A 14,163-nucleotide genomic window follows, 5' to 3' on the forward strand; every position below is an offset into this window, starting at 1 on the left:
CTAATGAATCCGTACTGCGAATGGCTATTATCGATAGCTACTGCGTCATCATAGACGACTTACAAGATGGGATGCAAGCGTATCGGGAAAGACGATGACAGGTGATGACAGGTGTTCGTTAACCGCTCTTTATGATAGCTGTTGTTTATCACGGCTTTTTATAAGCGCTTTCAATCAATGTATTAATAAAAGAGTGCAGCATTTATTATTGGTACTTACCCAATTACTAACCAAACATACCTATCAATAGCAAAAACCTTATATAAATAGTCTTGAGCGCAGACGGGCGATATTGCATGATTAGCCTTCTATATTAGCCTTCTATATTAGCCTTCTATATTAGCCTTCTATATTAGCCTTCTATATTAGCCTTCTATATTAGCCTTCTATATTAGCCTTCTATATTAGCCTTCTATATTAGCCTTCTATGCCGCTGCTTATATAATAGGCGCTACTCTAGACAATTGACATTTGGCATAACTGACAACTTATATGACCGACAATAAAAAAGCGTTCTATTACCGACCCAAGACTGATCAATCCAACAGCCCAATGCTGCGTTGGGCCTTTGTGACGCTTGGTTGGTTGTTTTTTATCTTGGGTATTATCGGTATATTGCTGCCAGTGATGCCTACAGCGCCTTTTATTCTGCTAGCAGCAGGCTGCTGGGCGCGTAGTTCTCGACGCTTTCATTTTTGGCTGATTAATCATAAATACTTTGGTAAATTCGTCCGTGATTGGGAAGAGAATCATGCCGTTCCGCTTTATGCCAAGTGTTTAGCGACGGTTATGATGGCAGCATCGACAATTATGTTATTTTATCGTTTGCCTGCCGATATGATGTGGATGGCATGGGCGGTAGCCACTGTCTGTAGTGGGGTAGCGATATATTTGTTCCGTTTACCAAATGCCTAAATCCGTTGCAATTTGCGCCAAAATCAGCCAATAAACGGCTCTGGTTACACGAAACATGAGATAAGACTTGCGATACTGGGATGTACCCCTTATAATACGCCCAAGCTTAAGAGCAGTTCTGCACCAAATCATTACCTCGTAGTATTAGTTATAATCCTTCGTTTTAATATTTATCGTTCAGTAGCTATTTGCAAGCGTTACCGGTCACTAGACCATTAATAAATTTAAAAGTAGGATTATACTATGTCAGACGTTCAAAAAGGTACAGTTAAGTGGTTCAACGAAGCTAAAGGCTTTGGTTTTATCGCTCCAGAAACTGGCGCAGACGTTTTTGCTCATTACAGCGAAATCACTGGTTCAGGTTTCAAAACTTTGGCTGAAGGCCAAGAAGTTGAGTTCACTGTAACTCAAGGCCAAAAAGGCCCACAAGCACATAACATCGTTGCTATCTAATTTGTCTTTATAGACAGATAGATGAATAGATGTAGAAAAGCGAACCTTCGGGTTCGTTTTTTTTCGTCTGCGATTTAATATTTAAGATATGAGTACTTAAGCGAGTAGAAGTCTTATTTGAAAGGTTTTAACTAATCATATTAGACCGCGACCAATGCAAAAAGGCCTCTAGCTATTTATAACTAGAGGCCTTTTATGTTGTGCAATGAAGTAATAAGCTAAAAATGAACAGTCGAATTATTATATAAAGCTAATGCCGATATTAATCAGACCACCGCCCAGTATCAACCAACCAAACATAATGGCACCCAATATAAGCGGTCTAACGCCAGCTTGCTTGATCGCACTTAGATGCGTGGTCAGACCTAATGCAAACATAGCCATCGTAAGTAGCACATCATCTAGCATCACCATACTGTGTACGACACTCTCAGACATCGGCACCCAAGTATGTATCAACACAATGCCGATAAAGATAAACGCGAACCATGGCACTTTGACTTGTTTGACACGAGTCATAAATGACGCTGTCTCGTCTTTATTATCTTCTTCTACAGCTGCACTATCTACGGTGCGATCTTTGGTTAGCGCAAACGATAACACAAGCAGGAAAGGCGCGAGCATCATGACGCGTATCATTTTGGTCACGACCGCGGTATCACCAATCTCGGTATTGATTGCATTACCTGCGACTACGACTTGCGCTACTTCATGGACGGTTGAGCCAGTGTACATTCCGTACTGCTGGGCGCTGAGCCAAGGCTGTAACCAACCAAGATGATATAAAAAAGGATAGAGCAGCATCGCGATAGTACCAAACACCACCACAGTTGCCACGGCGATAGTGACTTTATGAGCTTGCGCGTTGACCACAGGCTCTGCGGCAATGACGGCAGCAGCACCGCAAATACTTGCCCCTGAGCCAATTAAAATAACCGTTTCTTTATCGACTTTTAACCACCTAGTACCTAACCAATAGGTCAGCAAAAAAGTTGATGTCAGTACCAGTGCATCCGTCATAATCGCTGGCATACCGACGCTCGCAACTTGCGTCATGGTTAGCTTAAACCCATAAAACATAATTGCAAGTCGCAGTATCTGACCTTTGGAAAAGCAAACGCCGCTGTTTAAACGTTCAGTGAATTTGGGATAGATAGTATTGCCTAAGATCATACCTAGCAAAATTGCTAGCGTTAAAGAGGATAGTCCAACGATATGCCCGTTTGACCAGATATCCAAACTGCTGTCCAACCATAAGCAAAATAAACTACCAATCAGAACGACTACCAATCCCGCCAAGTGACGGTGATTAGGGGTATAGTTATGAACGGAGTTGCTGACTGATTGGACGAATGTTTGCATGATGCGGCATCCTATTACTTATATTAAGATAAGCATAAGCTTATGAATAGACAGTATATGCCTGCTGTATTTATAATAAAAACAGATTAATAAGATATAAACTATCGATTTTTTAGGTTAGTATCTATAATAAAAATAGGTATACCGCGCATAAGCATCAAAAAAGACAAACGTCACGAATAAAACAGCGCAAAAACTGGCATAAGGCAATATCAATATTATGAAAAAATCTGTGCAGACAGTGCCAAAGATTACGCTTAAGCAGCTTGCTGTTTTTGTCAGTATTTATCAGACAGGCAGCACCAGTCGCGCCAGTGAGGAGCTGCATTTATCACAATCAGCGGTTAGTAGTGCACTGACAGAGTTAGAGTCTAGACTACAGATGCCGCTATTTGAGCGCGTCGGTCGCAGGCTCAATCAACATCCCAATGCCCATCCGATTTATATACAGGCACAGGCTATCTTGGGTCAGTCGCTCACGCTTGAGCATTATCATCAGTATCAAGCAGGGCAGATTCATATCGGTGCCAGTACCACTATCGGCAACTACGTGCTGCCGTCATTGCTTGGCAAGCTATATGAAGCGTTGCCCGATGCCAATGTTGATATGTATATTGCCAATACGCAAGAGGTAGTTAGCGAGGTTGAGCAACTAAATATCGATATCGCGCTGGTAGAAGGAATGCCGCGTCCGGTAGATATGAAAGCCATTGAGCAGCGCGAATGGCGTACTGATACGCTGATGATATTTGCCAAGCGTGATAGCAAGTGGCTAAAGGGTATAGCTACCTATAGCGAAGATAAGGACTACTATCAGCTGAGTATTAATCAGTTAGCGCAGTTGCCGCTATTGGTACGTGAGGCAGGGTCAGGCACACGGCAGATTATCGACGAGCAATTGCTTAAGTATCTACCCAATGCAGAAGTGGTAAAGGCCATACATCAGTCCGAGGCCATCAAGCACATGGTGAGTGCAGATATTGGTCTTGGTTGTCTATCGCAGCATGTAATTGAGACAGAACTGGCAACAGGTGAGCTGGTACAAGTGAACGTAGCGGGAATTGATCTATCAAGGACATGGTGGCTAGTTTGGCACAAAGCCCGTCACCAAAGCCCCATTTGGCAAACCTTTATAGATATTATTCAACAGAGTTAAACGATGACTCTAAAAACTATTAGCCATAAAAAAGCGCAGCGTTAAAAGTTACGCTGCGCTTTTTTTGAGACATGCTTTAGATAATATAAGACAATCAAAGCATATTGTTATGCTGAAACAGGCTTGTCCAATCTCACCACAAAGCTATCGCAAGGTACATTAGGCAAGATATTATCTGCTGTCGCGCCACTGATCCATGCAGCGATACCAGTACGCTTATGACGTCCGATGACCAATAGATCGACATCGTGTTTATGACAGTAGCTGACGATACCTTCACTGCTAGAGATGGCAGTCGTGACTTCCGACGTTGCGGCATTTAGCTGATTGCGTTCAAGGAATTGCGCCAGCTTTGCACGCGCTTCTTGGCAGCGTTCATCATCAATCTCATCGTATAGGCTAGAGGCAGGCACCAGCTCATAGCCGAAGCCAACCATGGTGTCTTTGACAATATGCAAAACAGATAGCTTAGAGCCTGGACGGTTTTCGACGATGCGCTTGGCCTTTTGGGCGACTATATCTGCATCAGAGAGTAAGTCGGTGACCAGTAAAATATGTTCGTAACTCATAGCGTCTTCCTCATGTCAGATAGTATTTACTATAGCACTACTCTAGGGCGCTGTTAAGTAAAGCTTGTCGTCTTTAGCAGCGGATTGGAGCAATCAATGCCAATTATTCCAAGACAGGCTGATCAAGCTTCACCACTAAGCTGTCGCAAGGGACATTTGGCAAGATACTATCGGCAGTGGCTCCTACCAACCAAGCAGCGATACCATGGCGCTCATGGCGTCCAATGATAAGTAAATCGACGTCTTTTTCACGGCAGTAATTAATGATACCTTTACTATTAGAGATGGCAGCGGTGACCTCAGAGTTGATTGCTTCTAGCTCATTACGTGCCAAAAATTGCGCTAATTTCGCCCGTGCTTCTTGCCACTTTTCATTATCGACATTACCCGAGAGGCTAGAGGCAGGCACGAGCTCGTAACCAAAGCGAACCATGTCATCTTTGACTATATGCAAGACAGACAGTCTGGCTTCAGGAGAGCCTGCGAGAATACGTTTGGCTTTTAGCGCCACTTTGTCCGCATCAGACAGCAAGTCAGTAACCAGTAAAACGTGTTGGTAGCTCATAAAGTACTCCACTCCTGTTAATAGTTAACTTTATAGTAGCAGTGCAAATCACCTTTGTTAAGTAATAAATCCATAATAAAATTGTGGATATTTATAAATTTGTAACTATAAGGCTTTAATAGTTAAAGTTGATAGCCGCGTAGATTATGTGGTGGATTATTGCATGGCTGCTGCCTTGACTTATCCATGTCGCAGCCCCACTAATAGCGCTAAGCCAACTCTTTTTTAGCCAATTTATTACTCTATTTTCCCTGACAGTCAGGGCACTATACGCATGATAAGCGATAAGGATAACTATGACGGACACGCCATTTACTGCTGATTTAACGCTGCATCCAGCATTTGAGCTGATTGAGCATCGCCATATTGAGGCGCTATCGATGGATGTGCTGATCAGTCAGCATGTAAAAACAGGAGCGATGCATTATCATCTGGCACACCCAAGTGATGAAAATGCATTTTTGGTCGGTTTTCGCACCCAGCCAATGGACTCAAAAGGCGAGGCGCATGTTTTAGAACACGTGGCATTATGTGGTTCGAATAAGTTCCCAGTACGTGATCCGTTTTTCTCAATGATTAAACGCTCATTAAACACGTTTATGAATGCGATGACCGCCGCTGATTGGACGGCCTATCCATACGCGACGCAAAACAAAAACGACTATTTTAACTTGCTTGCTGTCTATCTGGATGCGTCGTTTTTCCCCAATATTCATCCGCTCGATTTTGCCCAAGAAGGCATTCGCGTGGAGCTTGACGAAAATGACAAGCCGCAGTTTAAAGGTATTGTTTTTAATGAAATGAAAGGCGCAATGAGTGGCGAGATTGATCAGCTATATCATACGGTTGCTCATCATCTGTTCCCAACGACGACCTATCATTATAATTCAGGCGGCGATCCTGCCGATATTCCTGACTTGACGCACACTGAGCTGACCGAGTTTCACCAGAGCCATTATCATCCGTCAAACAGTGTGATCATGAGCTTCGGTAATATTCCTGTTGCTGAGACGCAAGCGAAGATACACGAAGATGCCTTGATTCAGTTTGAAGCAGGCAAAAAGCATGTATCGCGTCCTGAGCAACGTTTGTTTTCACCAATCAGCGCGGTTGACACTTATACTGCTGACGAAGCGGGCCCAGATCAGACGCATCATGTGGTTGCTTGGTTGCTACCATCGATTACCGATCCTAAGCAGCGCTTAGCATTGCGTCTATTAGAAGGCGTATTGATTGAGCATGCAGGCTCGCCATTGCGTGCTTATCTTGACAGCCATCCACTAGGTAAAGCGCCAAGTCCGCTATTGGGACTTGATGACAGTCATTATGAAATGGTCTTTTATACGGGACTGCGCGGTTCTAACCCTGAACACGCCGAAGCGGTCGAGCAGGGCATTATTGACTTACTGACCGAAGTAGCCAATTCACCAGTTGATGATGAGACAATCGAAACCATTCTGCATCAGATTGAAATTGATCAGCGTCACATCGGCGGCGATAGCATACCTTATGGTCTAAACCTTATGCTAGAGGGCTTTAGTACCGCTATTCATGACGGCAACCCTATCGATGTTTGGGAAGTAGACGAGCACCTACAGTGGCTACGTGAGCAAGTTGTCGATCCACAGTGGCTACCGAACTTGATTAAAACGCATTTATTGGACAATCAGCATCGCGTACGCGTAACGATGACCCCTGATAGCGAAAAAACAGCCCGTTTGGCAGCAGCTGAGCAGACTCGTTTGGATACTATCGCGATGGATTTGACTGCTGATGATAAGTCGATCTTGAAGCAACAAGCCTTAGATTTGGCTGCACGTCAAGCTGCGCCAGATGATTTAAGCTTATTACCAAAAGTAGGTCTAGAAGACGTACCAACGGATATCAGCTTTAAAGAAGGCACGCAAAAGCAGGTGCGTTTGAGCGGGCAAGACGGCACGCTATTTGAGTATGAAGCCGGCACCAATGGCATTTATTACTATCAAGTGATTGTTCCACTCACTGAGGCAATCGGTAATGCGAGCGCAGATGAGCTACCAGTCAATGATGTGATTAATCATCCATTGCTACCTATTTATTTAAGTCTATTGTCTGAGCTAGGTACTGACTCGCTTAGCGCTCACGAGATGCAAGCTAAGCAAGCAGCGCATTCTTCTGGTGTGACCGCTCGTATTAGCCAGCGTACCAACGTCGATGATAGCCAAGCAATTAGCAGTTATTTTGTGGTGGCAACGCGTGCGCTAAATCGCAAGCCTGAAGCGATTGATTTGCTCAAAGAAGTCATGGAGCATAGTATCTTCTCTGAGCATGACCGTATCAAAGAAATCTTGCAACAGCGTCAAGCAGGTTGGCAATCAAATCTAGCAGGATCTGGTCATTCATACGCCATGCAAACGGCCAGTCGTGGCATGAGTCGCCAAGCGCAGTTGGAATATGTGCGCAGCGGCCTACCAGCATTGAACGCACTTAAAGATTTCTTGGCACATGCTAGTACAGATGATGCTCAGTGGGATCAACTGGCTACGAGCTTGATGGATTTACATCAACGTCTGATCAGCTTGCCTAAGCATGCCGTTATTATCTGTGAGGCAGAGCAAACCGAACGCTTGAGTAGCTTAATCGTCGATAGCTGGAAAGACAGCCAAGCGACGACCGCTTCTAATGATTTAACGAACGCAGTAGCAAATATTCCAAGTGAGTTTGCAAACCTGCAATTAGATACTGCATTGAATGGTGCGACTGATACAGTCAAAACATTAGAGAGTGGCGACGATGTTAAAAACGACGTGCTAGATGTTGCAGATTTAGCATGGTTAGTACCAACCAATGTCTATCACAATGCCAGTGCTTATACCGTACCTGCTGCTGACCATCCTGATACCGCTGCACTCATGGTGTTAGCGCCTTACCTACGTAACGGTTATTTGCACAGTGCGATTCGTGAGCGTGGCGGTGCCTATGGTGGCGGTGCGGGCTATGATGCCAACGCTTGTGCCTTTAAGTTCTTTAGCTATCGTGATCCGCAATGCTCTGAGACCTTTGCTCACTTTGATGCCAGTATCGAGTGGTTATTAAACGAGCCACAGACCGATGAGCAATTGGAAGAAGCTATCTTAGGTATTATTTCAGGTATGGATAAGCCGGGCTCTCCTGCAGGCGAAGCAATCAAAGCCTGCTTTGCAAATCTGCATCATCGTGGTGTTGACTGGCAGCGCAAAATGCGAGCGTCGATATTGGCCGTGACGGTCGCTGATTTGCAGCGCGTTGCCAAGCAATATCTACAAGGTCAAAAGCATGTACGTGCGGTGCTAGCGCCTTACGACAAAGAAGAGGCAGTAAAAGGCCTAGGCTTTGAGGTTTGTAGAATTAAGAGCTAAGACCATTAGGTTTGTTTTTGATTAAAAGTTAAGCACAAAAAAGCCAAGCATCATGCTTGGCTTTTTGTGGTTAGGTAATTGACTAATATCGCTTGATACTCAAATCTTTGCCAATTTTGTCTTGATGAATCGGAAATTCTGACAACTCGTTATACTGCTTACGATCAGCAAAGTAGCTTTTTAAAGTACGGCGAATGGCTTCAAATGCCAGTGTATCCCATGGGATGTCTTCTTCGCTAAACAGTGCACAGTCGAGACTTTCTGAGCCAATACCATACGCGCCATCTTTTAGATCGGCCAGATAGATAGAGTAGATCTGCCCAATATCTGGTAAGTCATAAATGCAGTATAGATGCGGATTCAGTACGATGGCATCAGCTTCTTCGTAGCTCTCGCGTGCTGCGCCTTCAGCCATGGTCTCACCGTTTTCCATAAAACCTGCAGGTATCGTCCATAGCCCATATTGTGGCTCAATCGCTCGGCGGCACAGTAGCACTCTGTCTTCATGTACCACCAGCGAGCCACAGATAACTTTTGGGTTTTCGTAGTGGATATAGTGGCAATTGGGGCATACCAAACGCGGCATATTATCCGTAGGTGGGATTTTTCGTTCTGCTTCATGACCGCATTGGAGGCAATAGCGCATATCAACTACCTTGTTATAAAAGTTATTGTGTATGATGTTTTTTATAGGTTATAAGACCTATATTCTGAAGTGCTGCTGTCATCGTTTCGAGATACGTTAGATACAAGGATGATGAGACAATTGCTACAGGCAGCAAATGGCGTAGAACTGACAATAAACCTAACTTAAATGCATCTGATTTAAACGTACCTGACTTATATAAGATATTATTCTAAAGAGCAGCTATCGTCTTAAGATAGCACATATTATCGACGGACAGAATCACGATAACAGTAACGCATCATTTCACAGATAGGCTTACTGTTATTGGTCAACAAGGCCGTTATTGAGCATTGATAAGCAATGAATCAGTCACATAAATAGCATGCAGCCACTATTATATTGCGCTAGTCTAGTGAGTGTTCAGTAATTATTGATACTAAAGCCGCTGACAAGTCGCGTGGCCGAGAACAATAAATAGATTGTTGGTTTTATTTACTAGTCGCGATTTTAATAATAGAAAATAAGAAAGATGCTGGTGATACCGCTTAATAACGATAAAAATATAGGGCAATTATAATGTTATTCCCACCGGAGGCTGTAAGCTTCGATAACCTGTCAGTTGCTGTACCTACTTTTATTCGTCATCCGACGCTTCGTCAATTAGCCGAGCGAGTACAGCACGAGACATTGAACGCGCTGACGAGTCCAGCGATGTACGAGAGTGGCAATACCTCACAAAGTACGCGTATTCTAGACAGCTTATATCAGACACCCATTGCTGATGCATCAATATTGGTCGCGATTACTCATGAGCGCAGGCCTAAACTACTACTAACACGCCGCGCTGCCCATATGAACAGTCATGCGGGTGAAGTGTCTTGTGTAGGTGGTAAACATGATCGAGGCGATGGCAATAATGTCGTTACCGCATTGCGTGAAGCCTGCGAAGAAACAGCACTACCACCCAATAAAGTCCAATTGCTTGGTCAGCTACCGATCCAAACTTCAAAAAGCGGTATGAGCGTACGTCCAATCGTGGCACTTATCGCTCCTGGCCTAGTACTCGTACCTGAAGCGGGAGAAATATCACGTATCTTTTGGGCAGATTTAGAGTCGTTAGTCACTCAACCAACGGTAGAATATGAGATTGAGTATAAGATGCAAGAGCAAATGGCTACCATACTGACGCCGAGCTGGCAGGTCGATGGTGAGACAGTATGGGGGCTAACAGGACGGGTAATTGCTAACCTATTAGAAACAGGGTTTGATCGACAGCTAGAATGGTATTACCGCGTAGAAAACAAACGCTGATAAATGTCATCTATTTATAATATAGTCGATGCAATTTAAAAGTAGTACAAGGCAACCGAGTGTAGATGTATATGTAATACTTCAAACGAGGTTAACGCAGTAATGCTTTTATAGTGGAATGACTATGGTCATCTACTTATAATAATCATCGTTCTTTTTAAGCCACCAGTTCATATTGTCTTGGCGCTTGGCACGGAATGCTTCTAGCTTATGAGCAACGGACGCGTTATGCTGCCGTGCAGTATCGAGCGCAAAAAGAATCGGTACTGAAGACAATACACCAAAGCGTATCTTCGATTTTGGTAAGTCCAGCCCATCGCCTATATCATCACCAACTAAGGTGCGAGTGACACTTGCGTTGACCATTTCAACAAAACGTCCACGCCGATTGTCTTCACCCATCAGCTGACGCGGTAAATCATGCAATGCTTTTGCCAATGGCTGACCCATCTTAAAATCTAGCTGCTGTATCGATAGATAGGTATAGAGCCATTCCCAACACGCGGCCTCATCTTTTGGTAAACGATCTAGATCAACACCCATCCAATAACTGGCAAGATTCCATAGATGCAGGATACCTTCAGCTTCTTCTGTGCTAATACGTGCGCCTAACAATCTTAGACCGCGCATAATTAGTAACGAGAACTGTAAGTGGGTGGCAATCATATCGGTTTGATTGATAGGGATGCCCCAATAGTCAGTATTCCAACTACCATCAGGGTTATGATGTTGCTCGGCGTTTGGTATCACGCCTGTAGCAGCATTGCCTTTACCTTTGAGTAGGTTCTGCCTTACCAAGGTATGTATCTGACGTACTTGGATCGATTGTCGCCAGCCCTCAGAGCCAATGGCCAGCACTTGCTCGACAGGTTTATTTTGATTGCCTGCGCTCATATTAGATGAAGGGTGTTCAGACACGGCCAAGATATAGGCATAAGTACGCATCAGTCGTGGTAGCGCATCGTGCATCAGTGCGCCCGTCTGAATGAGCGGTAGCGAGAGGGCAGGGATGCTATAGCCAGCCATCAAAGCAACATTACGCAGTAGCCAAATGAGCATGAGTGGATAGCGCCGATAGGCAACCGCACCTATCCGAGCAAGCTTTGGGTCGAACCAATCAGGATGGCTGCTAAATTGCTCAGTGAGCGCTTTAAATGATGGGTTGGTTGCAAGGTCCTTGTTTACAAGGCCATTGTTCGCAGGATTATGATTTGAATTATCGCCAAGAATAGTATGCTGTAAAGGCTTTGCAAATTTTATGCTTTGAGCAGCTAACGCGTCTGCGAGTGGATCGCCAATATCGTAACCTGCCACGATCTCATCAAGTAGAGCAGGCGATATTGTAAAGTCTTTTGGTAATAGATAACGTTTAATGCGTTTTAAAACCTGCAAATCGCTATGGTCATCGATAGCAGTGGTACGTCCATGACGCTGATAAGCGTTCGATGATGGAGCGTTCGATGACTGAAAGTCAGGTTTGTCAGTTGGAGTACTTGCCGTATTGATGATTTTCTTATCCATAATTATCAAGTACCATTTTCAGAGTGAGGACATGCCTTAGAACGTAAAACTTGCATTGCGATAGCTTCGCATCCCAGTCATTCGTAAAAACTACTGGATCGGTTCAATGAGTCTAATTGCTGCTGTGTTGTTCGGATACGGCGTTTGGTATCACGAATCTCATCAGATAGAGATAGCAGCCGTGCACGGGCTTCTTTTTCATTAGAAAAGTCTAGCATTTCACCATTTTCTAGCTTATCGAATTCTGATTGGTAAGTATCTAAGAGGTGATTGTCTTTGTCTAATTGACTGTCTAAGGCGTAATAATCTAGCCCTTTTTGATTAGCCGCTTGCAATGTGTTGGCCATAGCAATTGGACAAACATTGTTTAATTGACGACCACGTCTACCGATGTTATAGGCATTATTGATAGTGCAGTATTGTTGTAGACCAAGTTTACGACCGCGCTCCCATGCTTGGTAGTCGGGGGCGACACTGGCTTTGGCACAGGCTTTTGTATGAGATGCTAATCGGTCTGAATGATAACCTGCCACGCCATCGTTATAGCCGATAGCTTGCCAATCACCGATGAGACATTCTTGCTTGGAGAGTGTTGCACAGCCTGCTAGCAGATAGATACTACCGAACACAGATAAACCTAATGCCAGTTGACGTACAACGCGGTGTATAAGTCGGTACATGGTTAGCTCCGATAGCTGTGATAACTATCATAACGATAATAACTGTGAACACAAATAAATGATGCTAGCAATCAACTACATTATGCAGACTTGTCATTAATTGCTAAGTCACTTATAAATATCTCGATAACGTACATACAAATAAAATAGAGCAGCTTATAAGTGGCATCAACATTAAGTAGTACCACTATAAGCCACTCTATGTTTCATCAATGTGGGCGAGTCAAATCGACCGATGTACCGCTAGCATTATCTTTCAAGCTCATTTTTAGCATGATGTAACCTGCGATACCAGAGACGATTGAACCCATGATAATGCCCAAGCGCTCATCAAACATAGTGGTATCGCCAGCAAATGCCAAACCACCGATGAACAAACTCATGGTAAAACCAACACCGCACAATAGAGCTGCACCGTAGATTTGCTTATAGTCCATACCTTTTGGCATGGTTGAGATACCAAGTTTGAAGATTAACCAGCACATCATCATGACGCCTAACTGCTTACCAATAAACAAACCAGCGGCAATACCTAGCGGCACTGAGTGGAATAGCTCAGCAAAACCTGCGCCTTCGAGAGAGATACCCGAGTTGGCAAAAGCAAAGATTGGCAAAATACCAAAGGCGACGGTATTGTGTAGATCGTGCTCTAGCTCTTCAAGTGGAGAGTGCTCAGGATCAGTGCGGTCGAACATCGGGATAAACAGTGCTAATACCACACCTGCCAATGTTGCATGGATACCAGACTTGAGTACGGCAATCCACATGATCAGACCGATGAGTAGATATGGTGTGATATTGGTGACGTTACGGCGATTAAGAACATATAAGAACGGCAAACATAGACCAGCTACTGCCAATGACTCTAACGACAACTCACTGGTATAAAACAAAGCGATAATCAGAATCGCACCAATGTCATCGAAGATAGCAATAGAGACTAAGAAGACCTTTAGGGAGTTAGGTACACGATTACCTAAGAGACTCAAAATACCGAGTGCAAAGGCAATATCTGTAGCCGCAGGAATGGCCCAACCTTTCCAAAACTCAGGCTCATTGTAGTTAAAGAGCAGATAGACAATCGCCGGCATAATCATGCCGCCGAGTGCGGCCCCTGCTGGCAGTATTATCTGTTTGACATTGGACAGCTCGCCGATGAGTACTTCACGCTTAAGCTCTAATCCAACCAAGAAAAAGAAAACTGCCATCAGACCATCGTTGATCCAGTGATGAGCATCTTTGGCAATCGCGAACTCACCAATCTGAATGGAGACAGGTGCATGAATAAAACCTTCATACCATACGTTGAGAGGGGAGTTGGCAATGATCATTGCAGCAATGGCAGCCAATGCTAAAACGATACCGCCCGCTGCTTCAAATTCAAAAAATGCCTTAATCCTTCGTATTGCCATATCATCCCCGTTTGCTAAATATAATTCACTAAATCATTCAATAACTTCAAATGTCTATCTCGCTGTTTGTATAACGATAGCAGATAGACCCTAACAGTTTCTCATACTCTTATTAATATAAACAACAAAATACGTTGAGCGAAGACCATCCGCTCGCTTTTTTATATCAATAACAGCAATATTATAAAGGGGATATGAAGGTCAATACAGTTGT

The 14,163-nt window shown here is 44.0% G+C and carries 12 protein-coding genes; 5 read left to right on the plus strand and 7 right to left on the minus strand.

Annotation, left to right across the window (positions count from 1 at the left end; translation table 11 throughout):
- The first annotated feature begins 492 nt into the window (after nucleotides 1–492).
- Both CXF69_RS05185 and CXF69_RS05190 read left to right on the plus strand, forming a co-directional pair.
- On the plus strand, nucleotides 493–915 hold the full coding sequence (locus tag CXF69_RS05185; protein ID WP_102078689.1) for a YbaN family protein: 423 nt from the start codon (nucleotides 493–495) through the stop codon (nucleotides 913–915).
- Between the two features lie 243 nt (nucleotides 916–1,158).
- Entirely contained in the window at nucleotides 1,159–1,368 is a 210-nt protein-coding gene (locus CXF69_RS05190) for a cold-shock protein (protein WP_045453470.1), read from the plus strand.
- A gap of 240 nt (nucleotides 1,369–1,608) precedes the next feature.
- Here the strand turns inward: CXF69_RS05190 and CXF69_RS05195 are convergent, their stop codons facing one another.
- Complete coding sequence (locus tag CXF69_RS05195) at nucleotides 1,609–2,730, minus strand: YeiH family protein (RefSeq protein WP_101206047.1); 1,122 nt, start codon at nucleotides 2,728–2,730, stop codon at nucleotides 1,609–1,611.
- A gap of 220 nt (nucleotides 2,731–2,950) precedes the next feature.
- On the opposite strand from CXF69_RS05195, the gene CXF69_RS05200 reads away from it, so the two are divergent.
- A complete protein-coding gene (locus tag CXF69_RS05200) occupies nucleotides 2,951–3,886 on the plus strand; it encodes a LysR substrate-binding domain-containing protein (RefSeq protein ID WP_101206046.1) in 936 nt (311 codons plus the stop codon).
- Between the two features lie 107 nt (nucleotides 3,887–3,993).
- Here CXF69_RS05200 and CXF69_RS05205 read toward each other — a convergent pair whose 3' ends face one another.
- Nucleotides 3,994–4,455 (minus strand): universal stress protein, encoded by a 462-nt coding sequence (locus CXF69_RS05205; protein ID WP_057761630.1) that lies wholly within the window; start codon nucleotides 4,453–4,455, stop codon nucleotides 3,994–3,996.
- A gap of 103 nt (nucleotides 4,456–4,558) precedes the next feature.
- Entirely contained in the window at nucleotides 4,559–5,020 is a 462-nt protein-coding gene (locus CXF69_RS05210; RefSeq protein ID WP_101206045.1) for a universal stress protein, read from the minus strand.
- A gap of 296 nt (nucleotides 5,021–5,316) precedes the next feature.
- Here CXF69_RS05210 and CXF69_RS05215 point away from each other — a divergent pair, with 296 nt between their 5' ends.
- Nucleotides 5,317–8,397 carry an insulinase family protein gene (locus CXF69_RS05215; RefSeq protein WP_101206044.1) on the plus strand — a complete coding sequence of 1,027 codons (3,081 nt, stop codon included), beginning with the start codon at nucleotides 5,317–5,319 and terminating at the stop codon, nucleotides 8,395–8,397.
- Between the two features lie 82 nt (nucleotides 8,398–8,479).
- Here the strand turns inward: CXF69_RS05215 and CXF69_RS05220 are convergent, their stop codons facing one another.
- Nucleotides 8,480–9,043 carry an NUDIX hydrolase gene (locus tag CXF69_RS05220; protein ID WP_101206043.1) on the minus strand — a complete coding sequence of 188 codons (564 nt, stop codon included), beginning with the start codon at nucleotides 9,041–9,043 and terminating at the stop codon, nucleotides 8,480–8,482.
- Nucleotides 9,044–9,601: 558 nt separating this feature from the next.
- Here CXF69_RS05220 and CXF69_RS05225 point away from each other — a divergent pair.
- Nucleotides 9,602–10,336 carry an NUDIX hydrolase gene (locus tag CXF69_RS05225; protein ID WP_101206042.1) on the plus strand — a complete coding sequence of 245 codons (735 nt, stop codon included), beginning with the start codon at nucleotides 9,602–9,604 and terminating at the stop codon, nucleotides 10,334–10,336.
- Between the two features lie 132 nt (nucleotides 10,337–10,468).
- Here the strand turns inward: CXF69_RS05225 and CXF69_RS05230 are convergent, their stop codons facing one another.
- The 3 genes from CXF69_RS05230 to nhaA form a co-directional block, all read right to left on the minus strand.
- Nucleotides 10,469–11,857 carry an oxygenase MpaB family protein gene (locus CXF69_RS05230; RefSeq protein WP_101206041.1) on the minus strand — a complete coding sequence of 463 codons (1,389 nt, stop codon included), beginning with the start codon at nucleotides 11,855–11,857 and terminating at the stop codon, nucleotides 10,469–10,471.
- 77 nt (nucleotides 11,858–11,934) lie between these two features.
- A complete protein-coding gene (locus CXF69_RS05235; protein ID WP_101206040.1) occupies nucleotides 11,935–12,537 on the minus strand; it encodes a DUF2799 domain-containing protein in 603 nt (200 codons plus the stop codon).
- Nucleotides 12,538–12,746: 209 nt separating this feature from the next.
- Nucleotides 12,747–13,949 (minus strand): Na+/H+ antiporter NhaA, encoded by a 1,203-nt coding sequence (nhaA, locus tag CXF69_RS05240; RefSeq protein WP_101206039.1) that lies wholly within the window; start codon nucleotides 13,947–13,949, stop codon nucleotides 12,747–12,749.
- Nucleotides 13,950–14,163: the final 214 nt, after the last annotated feature.

Source organism: Psychrobacter sp. Choline-02u-9 (assembly GCF_002836505.1).
GTDB lineage: Bacteria > Pseudomonadota > Gammaproteobacteria > Pseudomonadales > Moraxellaceae > Psychrobacter.